This window comes from Chitinophaga lutea (assembly GCF_003813775.1).
Taxonomy (GTDB): domain Bacteria; phylum Bacteroidota; class Bacteroidia; order Chitinophagales; family Chitinophagaceae; genus Chitinophaga; species Chitinophaga lutea.
The window spans coordinates 975,031-999,502 of record NZ_RPDH01000002.1; the positions used below are offsets into that span (position 1 = coordinate 975,031).

General features: G+C 55.6%; 14 protein-coding genes. 5 read left to right on the plus strand and 9 right to left on the minus strand.

The genetic code is table 11. The annotated features are described in order from the left end of the window. Positions 1-153: 153 nt before the first annotated feature. The gene (locus tag EGT74_RS16195; RefSeq protein WP_123847621.1) at positions 154-348 is read left to right on the plus strand and encodes a hypothetical protein; all 195 of its coding nucleotides are present in this window, start codon (positions 154-156) and stop codon (positions 346-348) included. Here EGT74_RS16195 and EGT74_RS16200 read toward each other — a convergent pair whose 3' ends face one another. Beyond that, positions 349-1,173 carry an N-acetylmuramoyl-L-alanine amidase gene (locus EGT74_RS16200; protein WP_123847622.1) on the minus strand — a complete coding sequence of 275 codons (825 nt, stop codon included), beginning with the start codon at positions 1,171-1,173 and terminating at the stop codon, positions 349-351. It lies immediately after the preceding gene. Between the two features lie 241 nt (positions 1,174-1,414). On the opposite strand from EGT74_RS16200, the gene EGT74_RS16205 reads away from it, so the two are divergent. Genes EGT74_RS16205 through EGT74_RS16215 form a run of 3 tightly spaced genes read left to right on the plus strand, consistent with a single transcriptional unit; the run spans position 1,415 to position 3,583 of the window. Beyond that, the gene (locus EGT74_RS16205; RefSeq protein WP_158618182.1) at positions 1,415-1,765 is read left to right on the plus strand and encodes an energy transducer TonB; all 351 of its coding nucleotides are present in this window, start codon (positions 1,415-1,417) and stop codon (positions 1,763-1,765) included. A 27-nt stretch (positions 1,766-1,792) separates the two neighbouring features. After that, positions 1,793-2,875 carry a metallophosphoesterase gene (locus tag EGT74_RS16210; RefSeq protein WP_123847624.1) on the plus strand — a complete coding sequence of 361 codons (1,083 nt, stop codon included), beginning with the start codon at positions 1,793-1,795 and terminating at the stop codon, positions 2,873-2,875. 6 nt (positions 2,876-2,881) lie between these two features. Continuing rightward, entirely contained in the window at positions 2,882-3,583 is a 702-nt protein-coding gene (locus tag EGT74_RS16215) for a hypothetical protein (RefSeq protein WP_123847625.1), read from the plus strand. 111 nt (positions 3,584-3,694) lie between these two features. Here EGT74_RS16215 and EGT74_RS16220 read toward each other — a convergent pair whose 3' ends face one another. Both EGT74_RS16220 and EGT74_RS16225 read right to left on the minus strand, forming a co-directional pair. After that, entirely contained in the window at positions 3,695-4,789 is a 1,095-nt protein-coding gene (locus EGT74_RS16220) for a Gfo/Idh/MocA family protein (protein WP_123847626.1), read from the minus strand. Between the two features lie 37 nt (positions 4,790-4,826). Beyond that, a complete protein-coding gene (locus EGT74_RS16225) occupies positions 4,827-7,406 on the minus strand; it encodes a cation-translocating P-type ATPase (protein ID WP_123847627.1) in 2,580 nt (859 codons plus the stop codon). Positions 7,407-7,533: 127 nt separating this feature from the next. Here EGT74_RS16225 and EGT74_RS16230 point away from each other — a divergent pair, with 127 nt between their 5' ends. Next, positions 7,534-9,084 (plus strand): PAS domain S-box protein, encoded by a 1,551-nt coding sequence (locus tag EGT74_RS16230; protein ID WP_123847628.1) that lies wholly within the window; start codon positions 7,534-7,536, stop codon positions 9,082-9,084. 58 nt (positions 9,085-9,142) lie between these two features. Here the strand turns inward: EGT74_RS16230 and EGT74_RS16235 are convergent, their stop codons facing one another. The 6 genes from EGT74_RS16235 to EGT74_RS16260 all read right to left on the minus strand — a co-directional run bounded on the left by EGT74_RS16235 (position 9,143) and on the right by EGT74_RS16260 (position 24,295). Next, positions 9,143-10,555, minus strand: coding sequence for an alpha-L-fucosidase (locus EGT74_RS16235; protein WP_123847629.1), 1,413 nt, complete (start codon positions 10,553-10,555; stop codon positions 9,143-9,145). A 12-nt stretch (positions 10,556-10,567) separates the two neighbouring features. Further along, positions 10,568-12,322, minus strand: coding sequence for a RagB/SusD family nutrient uptake outer membrane protein (locus EGT74_RS16240; RefSeq protein WP_123847630.1), 1,755 nt, complete (start codon positions 12,320-12,322; stop codon positions 10,568-10,570). An 8-nt stretch (positions 12,323-12,330) separates the two neighbouring features. Continuing rightward, positions 12,331-15,408 (minus strand): SusC/RagA family TonB-linked outer membrane protein, encoded by a 3,078-nt coding sequence (locus EGT74_RS16245; protein ID WP_123847631.1) that lies wholly within the window; start codon positions 15,406-15,408, stop codon positions 12,331-12,333. Positions 15,409-15,490: 82 nt separating this feature from the next. Beyond that, the gene (locus tag EGT74_RS16250; RefSeq protein WP_123847632.1) at positions 15,491-17,143 is read right to left on the minus strand and encodes a RagB/SusD family nutrient uptake outer membrane protein; all 1,653 of its coding nucleotides are present in this window, start codon (positions 17,141-17,143) and stop codon (positions 15,491-15,493) included. 10 nt (positions 17,144-17,153) lie between these two features. Then, positions 17,154-19,949 carry a SusC/RagA family TonB-linked outer membrane protein gene (locus EGT74_RS16255; protein ID WP_158618183.1) on the minus strand — a complete coding sequence of 932 codons (2,796 nt, stop codon included), beginning with the start codon at positions 19,947-19,949 and terminating at the stop codon, positions 17,154-17,156. A gap of 233 nt (positions 19,950-20,182) precedes the next feature. After that, positions 20,183-24,295, minus strand: a complete 4,113-nt coding sequence (locus EGT74_RS16260; RefSeq protein WP_123847634.1) for a two-component regulator propeller domain-containing protein — start codon at positions 24,293-24,295, stop codon at positions 20,183-20,185. Positions 24,296-24,472 lie beyond the last annotated feature (177 nt).

A 24,472-nucleotide genomic window follows, 5' to 3' on the forward strand; every position in this document is an offset into this window, starting at 1 on the left:
AACCCTTATAAGACATTTTCAGCGGACTTGAAAGGCATCCGTTCTATGATTGTATAGAATAGATAACGTGGAAAAAACGAGCGGGAAGGTCTCTTTCCGCTTTCTTTTTGGTATGCGGGCATGTAATTTGTACTCCTGCCTGAAATCACTGTTATGGAAAAACGCGTATTGGGTATCATACTGAGCTTACTGGGCATCGCCGGGCTTATTCTGGCAGGCGTGAATTTCATGAATGGCGGCGAGGGCACCCGCAACGTCAAGTCCATTATTATCTACGGCGTATTGGGCGCCATCTTCTTCTTTGCCGGCATAGGGCTGATCAGGAATACGAAAGACAAACCATCCTGATCAGGGATTTTTTTCCAGTATGCTGATGAGTATTTTTTTACCCTGATCGTTGAGTACGCCCGCGGGGCTCAGGGAATCGGACGGGATGAAGTGCCGTTTGAACGCTGCAATGGAAGCGGCGGTATCTTTCATATCGTACCCTACCACGCGCAGTGCCTGGACGGTATTAAAGGCGTCCGGCACCTGTATGTTGGCCGTATCGCCGTACCACAGGCCAAAACCTTTTGCCGCCAGCCGGTCCCAGGGGAACAGCACACTCGGGTCCACTTTCCGTTTGGGGGCGATGTCGCCGTGACCGATGAAGTTGGCGGCGGGAATGTTATACCGGTTTTTCAGTGTGTCCAGCAACGTGAGGAGGCTGTGTATCTGCGGGCCGGCGAACGGCTCGCGGCCGTCGTTATCCAGTTCAATGCCGATGGAAGCGGAATTGATATCCGTACTGCTCCCCCACCGCGATGCGCCGCCGTGCCAGGCGCGCAGGTAATCGTTCAGCATATGATGAATGGTGCCGTCTTCACAAATCACATAATGCGCACTCACCTGCGTGCGCTCCAGCGTAAAAGTGCGCAGCGTCTGTTCGCACGACTGTTGTGCCGTATGATGAATGATGACATAATTGGGCTTGCGGAGATTAAAATTGACCGTACCGGCCCACCATGCCGGCGTTGCGGCTGAATCCGTGCGGATATTATCCGGCTGCAGCTTCAGTACGTTCGACCAGTGTTTTGCCTGCTGGCGGTACACTTTGTTCGTCGCCTTGTAAGGCTGCGGCGCGCAGGCCGCCAGCGATACCGCTGCGGCGTAAATGAATAGGCGTTTCAGCATATGCCTAAATCTACAAAAATTACTCCAAACCCTCCCTGCGTTGGCACATGCCCGTATCAGGGCAGCGCAAATGCGCTGATTGTTTCAGAAAGTAGTAACACGTCCCTGCCTTCTTTCATACAATTGCCCACAGCACCAGCACAACCGGCGCACGGAGTTTGAGGTAGCGAATAAATAGTGTATTTTCATGGCAGGTATAAATATCCCTGCCATGAAAAGCTTCCGGATAATTTTATTGTTTATGTGCTTCATTGCTCCCGCCACGGCACAGCGCAGGGTGTACACCGCTGTGGAAACAATGCCCGGCTTCCCCGGAGGGGAAGAAGCCTTGGCGAATTATCTGACCAGCAATCTCCGTTTGTCACAGGATTCCCTCAAAGACGCCGAATTACATTCGGTGTTTTTATCGTTCATCGTTGAAAAGAATGGTTCCATTACCGGGGTGAAGCCGGTTAACCCGCGAAACACCTATATCGAGAGGGTCGCCATTCACCTCGTAGAGAAAATGCCGGCATGGGAACCCGCCAGGCATAAAGGGAAAAAGGTGGCGGTACACATGACGATTCCCATCCGCATCTGTTTCCAGGAGTGATCTCCCCTTTTTTATTATCTTCCCGGGATGAAACGCCTGTTGCAATATCTCTTCCGCAGGCCCGTCATCTGGCTGGCGAACAAATTTTCCTCCAAGCCCCAGAGCCGGCTGGTATTCAATTCGCTGACCCAGTTGCAGGAAGGCATCCTGAAGGGCAAAAAAGATAAAGGCCCGCTGATTTCCTGCCTGCCGGAAGAGGCCCGCTTCATTATATTTTCCGATCAACACAAAGGCGGCGGCGATGCGGCGGATGATTTTGTGCCGGCGGCAGACAACTACCTGAAGGCGCTTGACTGGTATTACAACGAAGGATTTACCTATATCAATCTCGGCGATTGCGAAGAGTTATGGGAAAGCACCCCCACGGCCGTGATCGAACATAACCGCCTCTCCCTGCTCGAAGAAGCCAAGTTCCTGCAAAAACAACGTTACTACCGCATCTTCGGCAATCACGACCTGGAATGGAACTATCTCATCCCCCGTAACCAGTTCCTGAAGCCGATCTTCGGCGACACGCTGAAGATTTACGAAGGCCTGGTGCTGGAAGTGCCGTACAACAACAAAACCTACCGTATTCTTTTCACGCACGGTCACCAGGGCGATCAGCACAGCGACGGCAACGCGTTCTCCAAATGGTTCGTAGCCGCCATCTGGACGCCCATCCAGCGTTTTCTCGACATCCGCATCAACACCGTGTCCGACTCGTTCGACCTCGTAGACCTGCATAACGTAGTGCTCTACGAATGGACGCTGCAGCAACCCGGCACCGTACTGGTGACCGGCCATACCCACAAACCCGTATTCGCCTCGCTCGATCACATCGACCGCCTCACGCGGCAGCTGGAAAAGGCCATGAAAGAAAACAACCAGGCGCTGGCGGACAGTCTGCGGCAGGCGCTGGCCAAACGCCAGGCCGAATATGCCGGCAAACAGATCGTCAAGACCATGGCGCGGCCCGCTTATTTTAATACCGGCTGCTGCTGTTTCAGCGATGGGGATATTACCGGCATCGAAATCTCCGAAGGGTTCATACGGCTCATCAAATGGGAGGATGGGGAAAGAAAAGTCTTGGAAGAATCCCCATTATATTATTTATTTGAGCAATTGTAGGTTCTCATGCGTAACAGGAATGTGTTCTATTATACCTTGTGCATCTGGCTGACGCCGGTGGTGCTGGCGCCGGTATTGTTCCTCGTTTGTTACCCGCTCTATCAGAACACCCAATGGGCTTTTTCATTGTATATTCTCCAGGTGGCCATCGGCCTGCTTTTTTCATTCCCTGTATGGTTCGTGCTGTACAAGTTCACCGTCTGGATCCAGAAAAAAACGGAACATCCGCTATTGCAAAGGCTGTACATCCTGCTGGTAGGCCTGGCCCTGGTGATGCTGTGTGTGATCAACCTCGTACTGGAAGAAAACAGCATGCATTATTCATTCCTTGAATACGCATGGCCCTATGCCGCGGTCTTTATCCTGTCGATGCTGTTTTACCCTTACCCGGCGCCTCCGCGGGCAATTCCGCCCAGGCATCTGAAAGGACGGCATATCCGCATCAAATTAAACGATTACGACCCGCCCATCGCAGGCGTCATCGTATCCGAGCTGAACGTTTCGGTGCTCACCATCCGCCTGCACCGCAGCGTGAGCGGCCAACTGCTCACCAGCAACCTGCTGGAGCTTCACCCGCTGGAAAACGAACAGCTGTTCGCCCCGCTCCTTTTCAACCAGCAGGTGCCGGTGGAAGGATACCTGTTGCAGGGCGCCGATGCGGAATTTTATTGCACCGGTAAAGTGGAACTGGATTATACCTTGAATTGACGACGCGCCGTTCGCTTCCCACTGTTTTACAACCTTGTTTATGCACGCAGGCTGAAACACCAGGTTCTTCCGCCATGGTCGTAGCATCAGCAAACGCGATCGGCACATCCGCTACCCGATCTTCAGTTTTTTCCCGGCGGCGGCCATCGACGCATAAATCGCCTCGATGATTTTCATATCGCGCAGGCCTTCTTCTCCCGGCACATTGTTCGGGCGGTTTTCGAGGATCGCTTTGGCCACGCCGTCCATGTGCGCGGCCTGCTGATTGATGGGTGTGATCTGCATGGGCCCCTGGCTGGTGCGCCCTTCCTGGCCCTTATACCCATAGGCGCGGTTCAGTTCGAACCATCCTTTTTCCGCCGCGGCATAAAGGCGGTTGACGTTGGTGATATAGGTGGAGAAGGAATTGGCGATGGCCCCGTTGGGAAAATACAGTTGCCAGGCCAGCGACTCCTCGATGTCTTTGAACTTTTGCGGATCGGTTTTGGGGAATGCCTGCGCCGTTACATACGTAGGCTCCAGCCCGATGGTGTAACGCGCGCCCTGTATGGCATAGATGCCCACATCCATCAGCGGCCCGCCGCCGGAAAGGGCATGATGCAGCCGCCATTGGGCGGGGTCGCCGGCGCGAAAACCGTCGCTTGCTTCCACCAGCTTCACCTCACCGAACACTTTCTCACGGCTCAGGCGCATCATTTCAAGGTGGAACGGATCATAATGCAGGCGGTAGCCGATGGCCAGCTGCCTGCCGGCTTTTTTACACGCGGCGATCATCGCTTCACCCTCTTTGACGCTTACCGACATCGGCTTTTCACAGATCACGTGTTTGCCCGCCTTTGCGGCGCGGATAGTGAATTCGGCATGCATGGAGTTGGGCAGCACCACGTATACCACATCGATGTCTTTATTATCGGCGATCTTGTCGAAGTTGTCGTAATTGTAAATGTTCTTTTCCGGGATTTTGTATTTCTCCACCCACACCGGTATTTTAGACGGTGTGCCGGTAACGATGCCTCTTAACTCGATATGCTGCGTTTGCAGCAGCGCGGGCGCCAGCTGGTTGGTGGCGTAACCGCCCAGGCCGATGAGCGCGATACCGAGTTTCTTTTGCTGCCCGGGCCATGCAAAGCCGGCCAGGGGCGTTGTGAGAGCGGCTGCCCCTGCCAGGGCGGAAAGTTGCAGGAAGTCGCGGCGGTTGTGTATCATATCCAGGGTTTTTAGGTCTGGATAAGATACGGCGTATTTACCGGTTTACAAACAGGGCCATCAAACGGATGAGCAGCAGCGAGGCGATGCTGCACCCTGCGATCACCAGCCAGTCTTCCCCGCTCATATCCTGCAGCCGCAGCGCTTCCGCCACCGGCGGCACCACGCGGCAAAGCAGCGTTACGCCGAGGCTCAGGCCGAGCGCTCCCCAGAGGTAAGGATTGCGTATCACCGGGCCGCGGAAAAATCTTTCCCTGCCCGTGGTCATGTTCAGCGAATGCAGTAATTGCGAGATAATCAGCGTAAAAAACAAAACGTTGTTGGCGGCCCCGGGGTCGGATGTGCCACGCAGGGAGTCGGCCATAAAAGCCGCACCCAGCGCTGCGGCGCAGATGATGGCGGCGTAGCCCCAGATCACGGCCCAGTTCTTTTTACTGATGATGGGCAGTTTGGGATCTTTCGGCTGTTTCTGCATCACCGTATCGTCGCCCTCCGTAAAGCCCAGCGCCATGGCGGGGAATACGTCGGTGATCAGGTTGATGAACAGGATTTGCAGGGCAAACAGCTGGAAGGGAAAGTTGAACGTGGCAATGAGGCCGATCACCAGCAGCTCGCTCAGATTGCAGGAAAGCAGGAATATGATGAAGCGGCGGATGTTCTCGAAGATGACGCGCCCCTGCCGCACGGCATGTACGATGGAAGAAAAGGCGTCGTCTTTCAGCACCATGTCGGCCACCTCCTGCGATACCTGCGTACCGCGGATGCCCATCGCGATGCCGATGTCGGCTTTTTTCAGCGCCGGCGCGTCGTTCACGCCGTCGCCGGTCATCGCCACAATTTCACGGCGCTCCTGCAGCGCCTGCACCAGGTCAAGTTTCTGCGCTGGGCTTACCCTCGCAAATACGGGTATGCCCAGCCACTGCTCCGGGTCTTTCCCCATGTCCTTGCCGTTCATCACCTTGTCGTCTTTGCTGATACCCAGCTGCTGCGCGATGTTGGCGGCGGTGGCGGGATGGTCGCCGGTCAGCATGATGACGCGGATACCGGCGGTATGGGTTTCCCGGATCACCTGCTGTACGTCTTTGCGCGGCGGGTCGAGGAAACCGGTGACGCCGGTAAACACCAGCTCCTGCATGAACTCACCGTCCGCCGTGCTTCTTTCGGCATACGCATAACCCAGCGTTTTCAGCCCGGAAGCGGCCAGTTTGTCGGTTTGCGCCAGCCATGTTTTTTTGTCGCCCTCTTCCAGCGGCTGCGGGCCGCCGTCCTTGAACACCTGCGTGCACAGCGGCATCAGGTTTTCGATCGCGCCTTTGGCGGCTACCAGGTACCCGTTGCCGGAACGGTGGAGGGTGCCCATTACCTTGGTATCGGAATCAAAGGGAAACTCTTTTTCCCTGGGAAAATCCGCCGCAAGACGGGCAACATCCGCCCCGGTGTCGCGGGCGAATTCGAGAAGGCTCACCTCCAGCGGGTCGCCAATCCCCTTTTTATCGTCGAGCGATGCGTTATTGCATAACACCGCCACCAGCTGCAGCTGTTTAAAATCCGGCGCATCGGGCGGTGAGGCGAGATCAACTTCCCCCGAAGGCACCGATGCGGCCGTTACCTCCATCTGGTTTTCGGTGAGCGTACCGGTTTTATCGGTGCAGATCACAGTAGTAGCGCCGAGTGTTTCCACCGCAGACAGTTTTTTCACGATCACCTGGTGCCGCGCCATGCGGATCATCCCTCTGGCCAGCGCCAGCGTCGCCACAATGGGCAGCCCTTCGGGGATGGCCGCCACCGCGAGCGCGATGGCTGTTTTGAGCATTTCCAGCACCGGCACTTTATTCAGGAGCCCTGCGCCAAAAATCAGCAGCACGATAATTACCGTGATGCCGATCAGCCGTTTGCTGAAACTCTCCAGTTTTTTCTCCAACGGCGTGGCGGATTTCACCGCACCGGCCACCATGGTGGCGATATGCCCCAGTTCGGTCTGCATGCCGGTAGCGGTGCACAGCACATGAGCGTTGCCCTTCCGGATAAAGGTCCCTTTGTAGACCATGTTGGTCCGCTCGGCCAGCGGGGTATTCTCCTCCAGCTCGCCGGGTTCTTTTTCTACCGGTACGGATTCCCCGGTGAGGGCGGATTCGTCGGCCTGTAGATTGGTGGCCGACAGAAGGCGCCCGTCCGCCAGCACCATATCCCCTGCTTCGAGCACCATAATATCACCCGGCACCAGTTCTTCCGACGGTACTTCCTGCAGCTTGCCGCCGCGAATGACCTTGGCCATCTGCGTCGCCAGTTTCTGCAGGGCTTCCATCGACCGTTCCGCCTGGAATTCCATCACAAAACCCACCACCGCATTCAGCAGTATCACAATGCCGATAGCGATCGCATCCAGCCATTCCTTAAAAAAAATGGACATACCCGCGGCCACCAGCAACAGGTACACGACGGGGCTTTTGAACTGGTGCAGCCAGATCATCCAGGGCGAACGGCTGCGTTTACCCGTAATCGCATTGGGTCCGTACTGCTGTAACCGTTCTGCTGCTGTTTCAGGCGACAACCCCTGTTGCAGGTCCGTACCTGACTGCTGTTGCAATGCTGTTAAAGAAGTAAAATAAGATTCCATGCTGCCGGCTTTGGTTTATAATGGATTACAAACGGGATACCGCTTTTGTTGCGCATGATGTTTCGCCGCTATCTTTGCATATTTTTTGCTATTTTCAATCCACACCTACGACTGAAACAAAAATTCCATGATCAACCTATTCTCCCCCCTACGGACCGTATTGATGTATTTCCTTTTCGGCGTCGTTTGGATATTGACGACAGATTCCCTGCTGCGCTGGATATCCGAAAATATGCCTTCTTTTTTCTGGCAGAGCCAAAAAGTGAAAGGGATTATTTTTGTAACCATATCAGCCTCCATCCTGTACTGGCTATTGCAAAAATACCTTAAATCGCTGCAGAGTTCGGAAATGGCCTATATGAGCATTTTTAAAACCAGTCCCAACCCGATGTGGCTGTACGATGCGGAAACCTTTCACTTTATTGAAGTCAACGATGCTGCCATCACCACATACGGCTACAGCCGGGAAGAATTCCGGCGAATGACCATCCTCGATATCCGCCCGGCGGAAGATATCGAAAAGTTCATGAGCGGCAACCACCCGGCCGGTTCAGGTTTTATTCCCGGTACGGCATGGCGCCATCTGAAAAAAGACGGTTCCATCATCTATGTAGACATCCAGGCGTTTCATACGGAATACAAAGAGAAACATGTGGTGGTGGTCAGCAGCCGTAACATCACCGACAAGTACCTGGCAGACCAGGCATTAAGTGAGCAGCAGCAGCTACTCAGCACCATCATCAACAGTACCGACGACCTGATCTGGGCGGTCGACAACAACACCCGTTTGGTTGCGTTTAACAATGCCTTTAAAAACACCATCCAACAGCTGACAGGTATCGAAGCAAAACCTGGCGTCCGCGTGAGGGATGCGGAAGGAGAAGCGGAATACAAAAAATGGCAGCAGTATTACGAAGACAGCCTTGCCGGCAAGAAACAGATACTGGAAGAAGTACGTGAAATGGATAATGGTGTAGTATACGCGGAAATTACCATGGATCCCATCATCGTAGACGACCATGTTATAGGGGTGGCTTGTTTTGCCCACAACATCACGAAAAGAAAAGAACAGGAATTAGCGCTGACGAAGGTGCTGGAGCGATACGACATCGTGAACATGGCCACCAATGACGTCATCTGGGACTGGGACCTTGTCAACAATACCGTCGTCTGGAACCAGAACATGCAGCTGCAGTTCGGCTACGAAGAGGTCCCTGACGAAGTAGGCTGGTGGGAACAAAGAATACATCCGGACGATGTGGATGAAGTATTGAAAAGCCTGTATGAGAGAATAGCGTCCAAATTGAGCGCCTGGAAAATGGAATACCGGTTCCGCCATCACAACGGCACTTACCGGCATGTAAAAGACCGGGGATTTGCCATGTACAATGAAGAAGGAAAGGCTGTTCGCATGATCGGCGCCATACAGGATGTAGAAGACAAAAAGCAGTACATCGAAGAACTGAAAAAAGTAGCTCAACTGAGCTCCCACAGCCTGCGCAGGCCAGTGGCTTCCATGCTCGGCATCGTGGATCTGCTTAATAAGGAAGACTTCGCCCACCCGGACAATGCGCCCCTGCTGGGGCTTGTAGAAAAAGTAGCGCACGAGATGGACAGCATGCTACATGTGGTGGCGGAAAAATGCAACCGTATCTTCCGGCAAACCGAGGAAGTGTAAAAAAGGGCACTGCTTGCGCAATGCCCCTTATCTATAATTCAGGATCGAGCGTAGGTATTTAGGTTTTTGCTTCCTGGTACTGCGCGTTGGTTTTGGCGCCACCCACCGCCTCCAGCACAATCACAGGCGGCATTTTGTACGCCTGTTGCGGCAGGTGAATAAAAAACTGGTCTTTCGCGATTTCTTCGACCTTCACATTTTTTCCCGCCAGCGTGGCTTTGGAAATTTTTGTGCCGGCGGGCACTTTCACTTTCAGCAAACCGTTCACCGGGATGTTGAACACCACCATGTTGACGATGTTGCCGGTGCGGGGTTTGGTGAAATATCCCCAGTCCTGCTTCTCCCAGCCGGCGTAATCACAATCATAGATCACCTGCCCGTTCTGCTGCATCCACGCCCCGATGGTACGCGCGATGTGCTGTTCTTCCGCACGGATGCTGCCGTCGCCGGCAGGCCCGAAATTCAGCAGAAAGTTGCCGCCCATGGAAGTGGTATGCACCAGCATTTCCAGCAGTTCAAGCGGGCTTTTCACGTGGCTCACCGACCAGTCTTTATGGTACCCCCACTGGTTTTCGGGCACCGTCATACAGGCTTCCCAATCCCACCTGGTGACCTGTACGTCTTTAACCGGGTTCGGCAGGCGGCGTTCGTAACCGGATTCATAATCCCCCATCAGCTTACCGTTGGAATCGATGTGTCGTTTGCCGAAATCATCGGCGCGCAGACGGCTGTTCACCACCGCGCCGGGCCGGATCTTTTTCAGCATCTGCTCCACCTCCAGCGTCCACCAGCCGTTCTTTTTGATGGAATTGTCCCAGGTACCGTCGAACCAGAACGCTTTAACGGTCGGGTAATTGGTGGCCAGCTCGCGCAACTGGCCGGAGGCGAACTGCAGGAAACGGCGGAAGGCCACACTGTCTTCCGGCGATTTGATATCGTACCGCCAGTCCGGGTGATGCCAGTCGAGCACCGAATAATAAAAATTCACATCGATGCCTTCGGCATTGTACGCTTCCACCAGTTCTTTGAGAATGTCTTTTTTATACGGTGTGTTGCCGATATTAAAATCGGTGTATTGGCTAGGCCAGAGGCAAAACCCTTCGTGGTGTTTGGTAGTGATGGTCATATACCGCGCGCCCATCTGTTTGGCCATCTTCGCCCATTGGCGGGCGTTGAATTTCACCGGGTTGAACTGGTACATCAGCGAATCCCAGGTGGAGGTGGGTATTTTGGCGCTCGACTTCAGGAACTCCGCCGCATAGTTATACGTTTTACCGTTCCACACCCCGCCGGGGATGGCGTACAATCCCCAGTGGATGAATTGCCCGAAGCGGTTGCCGCGCCATTTGTTCATGGCTTCGTCGGTACGTTTGCCCGTGTACTGGGCGCCATACTTCAACGGAACTTCCTGTGCTGAAACGCCGGCACTGAAGGTCAGTGCCAGCGCTAAAATGCCTGTTTTTATCTTCATGAATTGTTTGTTTTACCATCCCGGGTTCTGCACCAGTTCCGGCATTTTATTGATTTCGGACTGTGGTACGGGCATAAAATACATCTGAGGGCTGCTGAACGTTCTTTTCTCGAAAGCGAACCGCTCATAGGTAAAATTATCACCATTTTTTGTGATACGCATCCCGAACATATCCCCGGCGCCTGCCTGGTCGAAAGTTTTCCAGCGAAGCAGGTCGAAGAAGCGATGACCTTCCTCAAAGGCCAGCTCTACCCTTCTTTCGTTCCGGATGGCGTCGCGCATCGTTTCTTTGGTGAGGCCTGCGGGCAGCTGGTACGGGTTCAGGCCGGCACGGCGGCGGATGGCTTCCACCGCGGTATACACGTCGGCAACAGGGCCGCTGTGCTCGTTCAATGCTTCGGCATAATCCAGCAGGATCTCCGCGTAACGGATCGGCGTGAGACAGCGGGTGGGCGTTACACCATAGGAACCGCCGGCATTTTCGTCCATCATTTTCCGCCACAGGTAACCGGTGCGGGTGGAGTTGGAATTGGTATTCAGCCCGTCCTGCGGCGCCAGCAGGTAGAGCCATACCGGATCTTTCCGGTTGTTGGTGCTCAGCAGCCAGGGGGCGCCGTTATACAGGATGGACAAATAAAACCTCGGATCGCGGCCTTCGTACGGCCTGGCGGCATTGTACCCGCTGCTTGCATCGGCGATCCTTTTGCCGTTGGCCATGGGAAACGCGTCTACCAGCTGCTGCGTCGGGAAACTGTACGTTTGTCCGCCGCGCGTACTGGGCAGCAGCATATTTTCCATAAAACGGTTATTGCCCTGCATGATCTGGAACACGTGCTCCTTATTCTTACGCTGGATGAAGGTGCTGTAAAAACCGTTACCGGGCCGGGTGACATTGTCTTCAATGAGCTCGTACATGTTCAGGTTCATCACTGCTTTGAAAGCATCGGCCGCCAGTTTCCAGCGGTCGTTGGAGGCGCTTTCATAACCCAGCACTTTTTTCTGCTCCGCGGTCTGGCCGAGGTTGCCCCCGTTGAACAGCGGGCTGGCGGCCAGCAGCAGCATTTTGGCTTTCACAGCCAGCGCCGCGCCTTTGGTGGGCCGGCCGTATTCGCCGCCCAGTTGTTCGGTGGGCAGTACGGCCGCTGCTTCTTCCATTTCTTTCACCACGTAAGCCACACATTCTTCGAAGGAAGCACGCGGTTGGGTGAAGTCGTCCGTCAGCGTATACAGCTTGTCGCCGATCAGGGGTACGCCGCCGTGCGTACGCACCAGGTGGAAATAATAATAGGCGCGCAGGAAGCGGGCTTCGGCTTTGGCGAGCTGTTTCCTGGCTTCAGACAACGGCCCCTTGTCTACGTTCCCCAGGAAAATGTTGACCCGGCGTATGTTGGTATAAGGCGTGTTCCAGTGATCGTTGCGCATCCTGGCGAACTCCGCCACACCCGAGAAAGTAGAGGAGTTGTAAGCCTGCGCGGTTTGCGCCACGGCGCCGCCCCAGCGGATTTCAGAGTCGTCGGTGGCATCGGAGAACGACCAGAGGCCGCCGCCGAACAAACCGTTGTCGAGAAAGTAGGTGTAAGACAGGTTACGGTAAATGCCGTTGAGGAACTGCATGGTCAGCGCACTGTCCGCGAAGGTTTTTTCCTCGTTGATGGTGCCGGTATCGGTCTTGTCCAGGAAACCGTCGCCTTTCTTGGTGCAGGCTGCAAACAGCATCATCGCTGCCGCCGTTCCGAAAAATAAAGTATGCAAATTCTTTTTTCTCATGATCGCGATTATTTAAATGAAACCTGCAGGCCGAAATTGTAGATTTTTTGTTGCGGGTATTTGCTGTATGCCTCTACCTGGCCGCCGCCGCGCTGCGACTCGGGATCCACGTCGTAGATCTTCAGGTTGTACCAGGTCATCAGGTTGAGGCCGTTGGCGTAGAAGCGGATGTCCTGCACGCCTACCCTGCGGCTGAAGGATTTGGGAATGTGATACCCGATCTCCAGGTTTTTGAGGCGCAGATAATCCACCGGCCTTAACCAGAAAGTAGACAGGTCGAAGTTCACACCGCCCAGCCTCGGATACTCCGCCACGTCGCGGGTTTCAGGCGTCCAGCGTTTTTTGTGGATCTCGGAAGGAAGACCGTTGGAGTTGCCGATCTGCAGTAGTGTGGACGCATCCATGCTGCCGCGGGCGGCGCCCTGGAACATCACGGAAAAGTCGAGGTCTTTGTAAGAGAAACCGGTGCTGAAACCATAAGTCACCTGCGGCAGGTTCGGGAAACCGATCGGGCCGATGTCGTTGGCATTGATCAGGCCGTCGCCGTTGATGTCTTTGAACTTGATATCGCCGGGCTGTACGGTTTTACCCACCACCTGCGGGCTTTTGGCCACATCGGCGTCATCATAGTAAAAACCGTCGAAAGTATACCCGTAGATCTGCCCGATGGGGCGGCCGGTTTGCGCCAGCAGCGGGTTGGCGGCATTCTTCGGCTCGTCGCGGTACAGCACGAGGTTTTTGGCGAATGAGAAATTGCCTTTTACAAAATAGCCTACATTGCCAATCTTGTTGTTGTGGCTGATGTCGAGCTCATATCCTTTGTTGCTCACCCTGCCTACATTCACCGGCGGCAGGGAAAGGCCGGCAAAAGCCGGTACGGTGCCCCGGGTGGTGAGGATGTCGTACCGCAGGTTATCAAAATAATCGGCGATCACTTCCAGCTTGCCTTTGAACAGGCGCAGCTCGATACCGAGGTCGAGCTTGCGCTCACGCTCCCAGCGCACGTCGTCGTTGGCCAGCGCGCCAGGCGTTACTACCGGGTATGTGTTGGGGCTTTCGCCGAAGTTATAGTCCTGCGAAGGTTTGGAATAGATTTCTTCATACAGGTACTGGAAAGAGTTGCCAAAGCGGTCACTGCCCACTTCCCCATATGAACCACGCAGTTTCAGCTGATCCACGAACCGTACATTATCCTTGAAAAACGGCTCCTCGCTGATGTTCCAGCCGGCAGACACGGCGGGGAAATAGCCGTACCGTTTGCTGGCTTTAAAGCGGTCGGTGCCATTGTAACCCATGTTGAACTCCAGCAGGTATTTGGAATGGTAGTCATATCCAAGTCTGAACGAATACCCCCGGAAGTTTTCCGGCACGTCGGCGGCATCTATCCTGGTGCGTTGGTTAAAGAGCGCGAGGCTGTACAGGGTATGTTTGCCAAAAGCCCTGCGGTAATCGAGCATCAGCTGGGTATTGAGAATACGCTGCGGTTTCTCGCGGCCACTCTGCCAGCCCGCATCCTCCGCCAGAACGGGGATGCGCGACAGCGTGGGGAATACGGCATCGTAACGGTCGGCGCCGGCAACGTATTCATACACCGGGAACCTGCCGCGGGTCTGGCTTCTGCGCGACTGGTAATCGTTCGTATACGCCAGCGTACCGCGAACGGCGAGGCCCTTGGTGATGAAGTCCAGTTTATGGTTGGCGGTCAGGTTCAGATTGAGGTCGTTGTTATACTCTCTCAGATAGCCGGCATACTTGAGGATGCCCACCGGGTTGAGCGTAAAGTCTTTCCTGCCGCCGAAAGAACCGTCCGGGTTGTATACGGGATACACCCAGGGCGCCAGCAGGCCGGAAGTGATCCTGCGCCAGAAAGGCCATGCGCCGCCGGCCATCACGTCGGGGAAGTTGGGCTCGTTGATCTCGGAGAGGCGCGCGGAAAGATCGAGCCGCAGGCTCAGATCTTTCGTCACGTCCACATCGAGGTTGGAGCGGAAGTTGTAACGTTTCAGGTAATAGTTGCTGTTGAAATCTTCGTCCTTCGGCAGGTCTTTCATGATACCGTTCTGGAAAATGTAACCGAGCGATACAAAATAACGCACCGCTTCGGTGCCCCCGCTGATGTCGAGGTTGTTACGCTGCTGCACGGTGTTGTTTTTCATCACTTCATCGTACCAGTTCACGTTCGGGTATTTGTAAGGCTCGTCGCCGAGGCGGAAATGTTCGAGTGCTTCCGGTGTGGTATACGCCTGCGGCAAAATGGGCGGCAGTGCGGTGTTGGAATTGGTCGCCTGCTCCATCAGCAAAGGAATCGCTTCGTGGGAAGGCAGGGGTTTGCGGTACACGGTGGGCTGCTGAAAACCGGTTTCGGAACGGAACGTGATTTTCGGCGGGCCCTGTTTACCGCGGCGGGTGGTGATCACCAGTACGCCGTTGGCACCTTTGATACCATAGATCGCGGTGGTGGACGCATCTTTCAGGATGGCGATGCTTTCCACTTCGTTCGGGTCGATCTGGCTCACGGCGTCATAAGAATATTCGATATCATCTACGATGATCAGCGGCTGGCTCGTACCGTCGTTGTAAGAGCTCACGCCGCGGATGAAGAAGTTGGCGCCGTCGCGGCCGGGCTGGCCGCTTTGCTGCTGCTGGAAAAAGCCGGGCAAACGGCCCACCAGCGAGTTCTGGATACTGGCCGCCGGGCTCTGGCGAAGCTCCTTGCCGGTGATCATGCTCACGGCACCGGTGCTCGTCATTTTCTTCTGTTTGGCAAAACCCACGGTCACTACCTCACCCAATCCGGTTACGGCATTGTCCATCAGCACCTCGATACTGTTTTTGCCTTTTACGTTCACCGTTTTGCTGGCATACCCCACAGACGAAATCACCAGTTCGTTGCCGCTTTTGAGCACGATGGCGAATTGCCCCTTGTCGTCCGTCAGCACCCCGTTTTTGGGGTCGGCGGCTTCCTTGATGGTGGCGTACGGCACCGGCCCGTCTTTGTCCGTTACGGTACCCGTCACTTTTCTCCCCTGCGCCATCGCGTTGATGGCAAGGATTGAAAACAGTATGATCGATATAATTTGTTTCATCACTTCGTATTTGTGTTTTCAGCGATCGGATGGCGCCTTGTGCGTTCGCATCCGTGTTGTCTTTATCAGTAAAAGGCGGTGCCTAGTACTCCCACCCTGCGTTCTGGCGCATGTTGGGATTGGTTTCTATTTCCGAATACGGAACGGGATACCAGTACATCCGCGATGCGTCGAAAGTGGACGTGGCCGCGGTAAAGCGGGTATAGGCAAAGCTGCCGTCGGTTTTCTTTTCGATCTTCATGCCTTCCAACGGTTTGTTCATCACGTCTTCCGCGATCTTCCAGCGGCGGATGTCCCAGAAACGCTGTTCTTCGAACGCCATTTCAATCCGCCTTTCGTTCTGGATGATTTTCCGCATCACGTTTTTATCGGTGACGCCGGCAGGAATGCCGTACAGGTTGTTGGTTCCGGCCTTGATGCCCGCCCGTTTGCGGATCAGCACCAGGTTGTCGTACACCGCTTTCACCGGCCCACTTGCTTCATTCAGCGCTTCAGCGTAGTTCAGCAGGGTTTCGGCGTACCGGAAGTGGATCATGTGGCGGGTGGTGTTGGCGTAAGCGGCAGTGCTTTCGAACTTGCCCATGAACTTGCGCATGTAATAACCTGTTTTGGTTTGCACCACAATGCCGCCGGGTTTGTCCTTTCCGCCTTCGAAGGTTTCCACGGGCCTGTTCAGCCATTTTTTTCCGTTATATAAAATAGTAGCATCTAACCGCGGGTCGCGTTTATCATAGGGTTTGGTCGGGTCGTATCCGGAAAGGGGATCGGTGATGGCCAGGCCGTTGTCCATCGGGAAAGCGTCTACCAGGTTCTGGGAAGGACTGGTTAAACCCTTTCCTGCGGCGGCGTTCAGGTAACCAACGGGGCCGTTCTGCTGCTCCACCGTTTGCGAGGGAGCCTGCATTTTGGCGAAGATCATCTCGGTGCTTTTGCCGGCGATGAACATATCGATGTAGGCGGGCGCGAGGCTGTACACATTGAGGTCCATCACCTCTTTGGCGGCATTGGCCGCATCGGTCCAGCGCTGCGCATCACCTGCGGTGTTATACTGGGGACTGGCCCAATACAGCAGCACTCTCGATTTGAGGGCGAGCGCGGCGCCCTTGTTGGCGCGGCCCACTTCACCGTCGCTCATGATATTGGGCTGCAGCTGATCCTTGATGGCATCCAGTTCGGCGATGATGTAGTTTTTCGTTTCCTCGAGCGTGTTGCGGCTCAGGTTGATGTTTTCCTGGAAGCCGAACACTTTGTCGCCTACAAGCGGCACGCCGCCCCAGCGTTTCATCAGTTCGAAATAAAAGAAAGCGCGCAGGAAACGGGCTTCTGCTTTCCATTGTTTTTTCAGCTCGTCGGTGGTGGGTACGCCGTCGATCTTGGACAGGAACACGTTGGCCTGGCGGATGCCTTTGTAACAGTTGTCCCAGGAATTGTCGGGCACATTGAGCGGACTGATGCGCCCGAGGCGGTAGTCGCCGCTGCGGTCGTTATCGTTGGAGGCCATGCCGTCGTCGGTGGTGGCGTCGAGATAGGTGTTGCCGATGCGGTTGGAAATAGACGGCAGCAGCGCGTAGTTGCCCAGCAGGAACGACTTCGCATTGTCCGCGTTTTTATCGATCTGGTCGAACACCAGTTCCTCCGTCAGCCGGTCCTGCGGCTCCGATTCCAAAGTGCGTTGGCAGGCCGTCTGCACGGTGCATAAGCCGGCGATTATATAAAGGAGATATTTTCTTTGCATGCTGATAGATTTAGAGCTGTATGTTCACGCCGAAGTTGACAATGCGCTGGTTGGGATAACCGCCGAGATACGACTCGGGGTCTACACGGTCCAGCGGGGTGAAAGTGAGCAGGTTGTAACCACTGGCGAAAGCCCGTACCGATGCGAGGTGCAGGTAGCTCACCCAGCGTTGCGGCAGGGTGTACCCTACTTCCAGTGATTTGAGGCGGAGATAACCGGCGTCTTTCACCCAGAAGGTGGAGGTACGCTGGTTGTTGATGTTGCCGTTCACGGAAAGGCGCGGATACGTGGCGCTTGCGGCGGTGGCGGGCGTCCAGCGGCCGAGATGATGTTCCATCGCCTGGCCCGGACCGCCGTTGGCGTTGCTCAGGAACTCCCAGGTGTTGTTGCCGCGCATATTGATGGAACGGTTGGCCACACCTTGCCATACCATGTTCAGGTCGATGCCCTTCCAGCTGATGCCGGCGGTGAGGCCGTAGTAGATCAGCGGTTTGTCGGAACCGATGGCCCGCTCGTCGAATACGTTGATCGTACCGTCGCCGTTGAGATCTTTGTATTTGATGTCGCCCGGCACCGGGGTGTACCCGTCGAGAGCGGGACTATTCTCCGCATCTTCTTTCGACTGGTAAAATCCATCCGCCACGAGGCCGAATATCTGGCCCACGGTCTGACCGGTGCGCTGGTTCCAGCCATAGCGGCGGATCACCTCGTCCATATAGTCTATCCGGGTTCTGGCGAAATTCACGTTGCCTTTTGCGTAATATCCCAGCTCGCCGAGTTGCTCCCGGTAACCGGCAGACAGTTCCAGGCCGCGCGCCGTTTGTTTCCCGATGTTTTCCAGCGGCAGGTTGGCGCCGAGCATGCCACCGGCATTGGTGCCGCGGCGCATCATGAGGTCGTCCAGTTTATGCAGGTAGTATTCAGCCGAGAATTGCAGCTTGTTATTGCCGGTAGCCACATCCAACCCGATGTTCATCTTCCGGGCCTTTTCCCAGGTCAGGAAAGGATTGGCGAGCGATGCCTCATAAATGGCCGAGGCGCTGGTAGCCGGGTTACCCATATTGTAACTGCCGCTGGTGTTGTAAAACTGCAGGTACGGATAATAACCCGCCCGCAGGTTGTTGCCCACCAGCCCGTAGCTGCCGCGCAGCTTCAGGGTGCCCACCGACGGTACGGCATCGCTGAACCAGGCTTCCCGGGCGATGTTCCAGCCAAGGCCCACGGCAGGGAAATACCCCCAGCGCTTGCCGTCGGCAAACATATTATTATAGGAATAAGCCATCGCCAGCTCCAGCAGGTACCTCTGGTCGTAGTTGTAAGCGGCGCGGGCGGAGAACGATGAGTTGATCAGCGGCAGCTGGGAACCATCCGTGTAGCTGTCGCGGTAATACAACCCGGCGATGCCAACCTGGTGTTTGCCGAAAGTGGAATCGTAGCCCAGCTGCAGCTCGGTGTATGCCTGGCGGTTCTGCGAAGTAATGGACGAGCTGTTGGACTGCTCCCCGTCGGTGCCGATCTTGCCGATCACGGTATCCACCCCCGGCCGCATCGCTACGTTGTACACGGCAAAGGATTTGGAGCGGTTCAGCGCTTCGTCGTAATAACTGTTGAACGACACGAGGCCCTTTACGTACAGGCCGTGCAGCACGGCATCGAGGCGCTGTTTCAGGCTCAGGTCCACCGCCAGGTTGCGGTTATAGGTGGGCCGGTAGCCGGAGCGCGTTACCTGGCCGTACACGTTGTTGGTGTACTGGTTATTGCCGGCCAGGCTGCCGTTATAATTGAAAACCGGATAAGCGTTGTTTGGTGTACTGAGAATGTTTCTGAAAATACTGTCCGTGCGGGAACCCGGCTCGTTGCCGTTGCGGATGCGCCCGAACACGCTGAGGCTCATCAGCGTGGTGCGCGTCAGGTCCACATCCACATTCGTGCGGAAAATATATCGTTTGTAAAAGTTATTGGTGGGATAGGTGTTCTTCGGCTCGGTTACGAAATAACCCTGCTGATTCAGGTAATCGAGGTCCACGAAGTAGCGGGAAATTTTGTTGCCGCCTGCGATGTTCAGGTTGTAACGCTGCATGCCCGCCTGGTCTTTCAGCACGGTGTTGTACCAGTCCACGTCCGGATGGCCCAGGGGGTCGCTGCCCGTGCGCCATGCTTCCAGGTCGGCCGCGGTATAAACCGGTTGCCGCCCGTCGTTGATCAGCGCTTCGTTATACAGGCTGGCGTAGTCGTGCGCACCGAGGAACTTCGGCGTTTTGACCATCTGCTGCACGGCGGTCTGCGCGGTAAATGAAATCCTTTTTTTGCCGGCGTAGCCATGCCGGGTGGTCACGAGAATCACCCCGTTCTGCCCCCGCATGCCGTACATGGCGGCGCCGAGCGCGTCCTTCAGGATGGTGATGGAAGCCACCTGCTCGGGGTCGATCGACGTGCCGCTGCGGGGTACCCCGTCGATGACGATCAGGGGCGCGGCGCTGCGGATGTTCATGTCCGCCGCATCATCGCCCGGCTTCAGGCTGAACTGCTCGAGGTAAAGACCCGCGAGTTTGCCGTAGAGCGTGTTTTCCAGCGTGGTAACGGGAATGTTCCGCAGCTCGTCGCCATAAACGATGCCGTACGACTGCAACAGATTGGCCCCTGCCTGCTGTCCGAACAGTACCGGAACCGTGTCTTTCAAAGGCAGCACCTGGCCGGCGCGCACAGGGATGTTCGGGTATGAAGGCGATTTCCGGGCCATGGTATCCTGCGCTGCAGCAGGACGGGCACAAAGCGCCATCGCCGTCATCCCAAAGAAAAAGGGCATAGCGAACCTTTTCATCGGTGTCATCATATAACGTAATAGTTTAAAAGGACCAGCGAAAGATCAAATTGGTTGATTAGCTGTAACTCATTGGTTGATCTGTAAGCCTCAATGCTTCAAAAATAGGTGGGTATAAAATGGAAGCTACCCGTCATTTCTTGCTTAAATACAGGTGAAATCCATCAGGTTTCCGGATCAAAAAGAGGGGGTAAAAGAGAAAGAAAGGCCACCATGGCTTATTCACCGGCAGCACCGGCATTTCCGGCATGGGCGGCCGCGTATTCTTTGGGGGTGCGGCCAAACTCGGTTTTGAACCATTTGCGGAAGTAGTCCACATCAGAAAAACCTACCATATATGCCACCTCGGTAACGGTGAATTCGTTCCGCTCGAGGTACTGGGCCGCCCGTTTCAGGCGATAACCCCGGATGAATTCGATGGTGCTCTGGTTGGTGAGCGCCTTGATTTTCCGGTAAAGGGTGATACGGCTCATGTTCACTTCTTTGGCCAGCTGCTCCACATTGAGCGTGGGTTCCAGGATGTTGCCGTCGATAAAATGCATCACCTTATCGAGAAACACCTCGTCGGCCGATGTGATGGAGATGTTGCGGGGTTGCAGCATGATGTCTTTGCTGTACCGCTCGCGCAGCAGGGCGCGTGATTGCAGCAGGTTGTTGACCCGCAGCTGGAGCAGCCCCATATTAAAAGGTTTCGTTACATAATCGTCCGCGCCGGTCTCGAGGCCCTCCATCTGGAACACCAGCGGGCTGCGGGCCGTGAGCAGGATAATGGGAATATGGCTGGTGCGTTCGTCTTTTTTCAGTTTACGGCAGAGGTCGGTGCCGTTCATGCCGGGCATGGCCACGTCGGTGATGACGATATCAGGCAATACCTCCGTGGCGATTTTGAGCGCCTCCTTCCCGTCTGCCGCCTCGTGCACCGTGTACTGCCCACGGAAATGGGAAGCGATAAACGCCAGCATCTCCTCGTTGTCTTCCACGATCAGCATCACGGGCTGCTCTCCTTCTTCCTCACGTTGCAGAACGGGCAGCTCCGATTCCACCGGGATCACCGGCACATCGTGCTGTACTTCGCTTTCGGCATACTGCTCGCGATACAGCGGCAGCGTAACGGTGAAGCAGGTATGACCGGGTTTGTCAGGTGCAGACTGTACGCTTTCCACGCTGATCTGCCCCCGGTGCAGGCCCACGAGCCCTTTGGTGAACGCCAGCCCGATGCCGGTACCTGAAATCGGCAGGCCGGTATTATTATAATGATGGAAAGGATTAAAAATCTTGCCGAGGTGCTCGGGCGCAATGCCGGCGCCATTGTCTTCCACGGTGATCACCACCTTCCGTTCGGTGCTGGTGCGGATGGAAACCTTGATTTTGCCGCCGGCCGGGGTGAATTTCACCGCGTTGGAGAGCAGGTTGAAGAGGATTTTCTCCAGTTTGTCGTGGTCGAACCAAAGCTGCATTTCCGGGGATTCGGCGTCGAGGTTGAGGCGGAGGTTCCGCTGCCGGGCGTATGCGTCGAACGATTGCAGCACGTCCCGCACGAAGCGCACCATATCGTCCTGCACCACCTGCAGCTGCATATGGCCCGCTTCGAACTTCCGGAAATCGAGCAGCTGGTCGGTCAGCCGCATCAGGCGCTCCCCGTTGCGCTGCATGAGCAGCAGCTGCTGGAGCACTTTATGATTGCCCTGTTCCTCGTTCACCAGTTTTTCCAGCGGCGCCAGGATGAGGGTGAGCGGGGTTTTGATTTCGTGTGAGATGTTGGTGAAAAACGACAGCTTCCGCTGCGCCAGTTCGCGGTCTTTCTCCCGGCTGCGCTGCTGCATGGCCAGTTCGTGGCGGAGGTGCGCGGTTTTGAGGGAGTGCGACCAGAAGAAATACAAAATGGCGGCGGCGGTAACAAGATAAAAGAGGTAGGCGTACCAGGTTTTCCAGATCGGCGGCAGCACGGTGATGCGCAGGCTGGTGTATTCCTCATTCCACAGCCCGTCGTTATTGGCGGCTTTCACTTTGAACACATATTCGCCCGCGTCGAGGTTGGTATAGGTGGCCTGCTGCTGGCTGCCCACGTAGTTCCACTGCGGGTCGCCCTGCATACCTTCCAGCATGTAAGCATACTGGTTGGTGCCGGAGTTGATATAATTCAGCGCGGCGAAACCGATGGTAAAAAAGGCCTGGTTATGTTTTAAGGTGATGTGATCGGTGTAGGTGATGCTCTGGCGGAGCGGAGAATCGTCGCCGATGGGCACCAGCTTGTTTTTGATCAGGAACGACGTGAATGCGACCGGCGGTTTGGTGCGGTTGATGATCAGTTTTTCGGGGTTGAACGACACGATGCCGTTGTTCCCCCCGAACATCACCTCCCCGGCGGCCGTGCGGCAGGCGGCGGCCAGGAACTCGTTGGAACCGAGGCCATTGTTCACCGAATAGTTCACCACCTGCACGTCTTCTTTGGAAAACGGCGCATGGGCCTTGCGGATCACGATTTTGGCGATGCTCTGGTCGAAGCTCACCCACATGTCCCCTTTCTGGTCCTGGATGATGCCGTGCACGATGTTGCTGGAAAGCCCGAAAGCCGTATCCAACGTGAAGAACTGGTTCCTTTCCCGGTTCAGGAGCTTGAGCCCGCCTCCCCGCGTGCCAATCCAGATGTTGCGGCGGTCGTCTTCATATATACACAGGATGGCGTTCTTGTTAAATACGCTGTCGTATTCGGCGAGGTAGTTCCGGAAATGCTGCCGGCCTTTGGGCAGCCAGCTCAGGCCAACCTCCGTGCCTATCCATACGCCGCCCTGGCTGTCGAGAATCAGGGCGTTGATGTCGTTGGAAATGATGCTGCCGGGGTCCTTTTTGTTATTGCGGTAGCGGAACGTATCGCCCGCCGCATTTATCCGGAAAAGCCCTCCTTTGGTCCCGATCCACAGGTCCTGGTCATCGCCTGCCAGGCCGTACACCACATCGTCCATGGCGCGGGCGGGCGTTTCCTTCAGCGGGATGGGCTGCATGCCGCCGGAGGAGATATTATGACGGAAAAGCCCTTCCAGCGTACCGATGAACAGGTTGTTGCGCTGGTCGAGATGAATGGCTTTCACCATTTCAGGGTTGATATGGTGCGGCGAGCCGGGATTTACGCGGACGTGACGGAAGGTGTTGTTTTTCCGGTCGTAATAATTCACGCCGCCGCCTTCGGTGGCAATCCAGAGGTTCTGCTGTTTATCTTCCTTGATGCTGCTCACCACCCGGTACGTAAGGCCCGGCTGGCGGCCCATCTGTTCGTTTATATAACTGAAATTTTCGTTGCCCGGGTGCTCCACGCTGATGCCGCCGGCAAAGGAGCCCACCCACATGCTCCCGGCCCGGTCCTTCATCATGCACAGGATGCTGTTGCCGGAAATGGAATACGGGTCGTACTTGTCGACCACGTAATTGCGGACCGCCGTGCGGGTGTTGTTGAGGATGTACAGGCCGTTACGGGTGCCTATCCAGGCTTCGCCATGCTGAAAATAAATGGCGCGCACCATGTCGCTCCCGATCTGTACCCGGGTATCGGAATTAAAGTTGGCGCACTGGCGGGTATTGCGGTCCCACACGATGAGGCCGTCTTTTTCCGTGCCCAGCCACACATTCCCGGCACTGTCGATGCTGGCGTGCTGGAAGGAACTTTTGCCGTAGCGCTCGTTTTTCAGCAGGGCCTCGGGCGTGGGCAACACACGGCGGCTCACGGGATTGTAACAGATCACCCGCTGACCGCCGGCCAGCCAGAGGATGCCCTCGGCATCGATGGCGATGGTGCGCACGTACGGCACCCCGATCTCCTGCCCCAGGTTCACGGGCCGCAGGCGGCGGTATTCCTGGTCGTACCACATCAGGCCACGGGCGGTGCCCACCCAGATGTTGCCGCGGGCGTCCTTTTTTATGGCGTTGACGTGTTTGAAGTTATAATCTTTAGGCGGCAGTACGCGGTGAAAACGTTCGAGCCGGGGGTCGAAGAGGTCGAGACCGAAGGCGGAGCCCACCAGCAGGTTACCCTGGCCGTCTTCTTCCAGGTTCAGTAATTCATTGCTGATAATGCTGTAAGGGTTGGTGGGGTCGTACCGGAAATGGCGGAAACCGTAACCATCGTACCGGTTCAGGCCGTCGGTGGTGGCCACCCAGATAAAACCACGCGAATCCTGGAAGAGGCTGTACACGGAGCTTTGCGACAATCCTTCTGCAATCCCAAGATGCGAAAAGCGCAGGTTGTTGACCTGTGCAGTTCCGACGGTATGGAATAATACAATAAAGAGTACCGCGATAAAACTGAAACGTTTAATTCCCCCCAGGTGTAAAGTCATACGCAACGTGGCCTGATTACCGCGTTAAAATTAACTATTTGGGGTGAAAGAAAAAACCGGGCCTGCTCCAATACTTTTTATCTCCGGCCGGGGCGGGTTCCGTCGTCATCCTCCCCTTCCTCGCTGCGCCCGCGGCCGCTGTCCCTTCCCTGTTGATTCCACAGACCCGGTTTTCCC

Excerpts from the sequence above, each read along its gene's own strand:
- EGT74_RS16195 (WP_123847621.1), top strand. The coding sequence starts at position 154 with ATGGAAAAACGCGTATTGGGTATCATACTGAGCTTACTGGGCATCGCC.
- EGT74_RS16200 (WP_123847622.1), bottom strand. The coding sequence starts at position 1,173 with ATGCTGAAACGCCTATTCATTTACGCCGCAGCGGTATCGCTGGCGGCC.
- EGT74_RS16205 (WP_158618182.1), top strand. The coding sequence starts at position 1,415 with ATGTGCTTCATTGCTCCCGCCACGGCACAGCGCAGGGTGTACACCGCT.
- EGT74_RS16210 (WP_123847624.1), top strand. The coding sequence starts at position 1,793 with ATGAAACGCCTGTTGCAATATCTCTTCCGCAGGCCCGTCATCTGGCTG.
- EGT74_RS16215 (WP_123847625.1), top strand. The coding sequence starts at position 2,882 with ATGCGTAACAGGAATGTGTTCTATTATACCTTGTGCATCTGGCTGACG.
- EGT74_RS16220 (WP_123847626.1), bottom strand. The coding sequence starts at position 4,789 with ATGATACACAACCGCCGCGACTTCCTGCAACTTTCCGCCCTGGCAGGG.
- EGT74_RS16225 (WP_123847627.1), bottom strand. The coding sequence starts at position 7,406 with ATGGAATCTTATTTTACTTCTTTAACAGCATTGCAACAGCAGTCAGGT.
- EGT74_RS16230 (WP_123847628.1), top strand. The coding sequence starts at position 7,534 with ATGATCAACCTATTCTCCCCCCTACGGACCGTATTGATGTATTTCCTT.
- EGT74_RS16235 (WP_123847629.1), bottom strand. The coding sequence starts at position 10,555 with ATGAAGATAAAAACAGGCATTTTAGCGCTGGCACTGACCTTCAGTGCC.
- EGT74_RS16240 (WP_123847630.1), bottom strand. The coding sequence starts at position 12,322 with ATGAGAAAAAAGAATTTGCATACTTTATTTTTCGGAACGGCGGCAGCG.
- EGT74_RS16245 (WP_123847631.1), bottom strand. The coding sequence starts at position 15,408 with ATGAAACAAATTATATCGATCATACTGTTTTCAATCCTTGCCATCAAC.
- EGT74_RS16250 (WP_123847632.1), bottom strand. The coding sequence starts at position 17,143 with ATGCAAAGAAAATATCTCCTTTATATAATCGCCGGCTTATGCACCGTG.
- EGT74_RS16255 (WP_158618183.1), bottom strand. The coding sequence starts at position 19,949 with ATGCCCTTTTTCTTTGGGATGACGGCGATGGCGCTTTGTGCCCGTCCT.
- EGT74_RS16260 (WP_123847634.1), bottom strand. The coding sequence starts at position 24,295 with ATGACTTTACACCTGGGGGGAATTAAACGTTTCAGTTTTATCGCGGTA.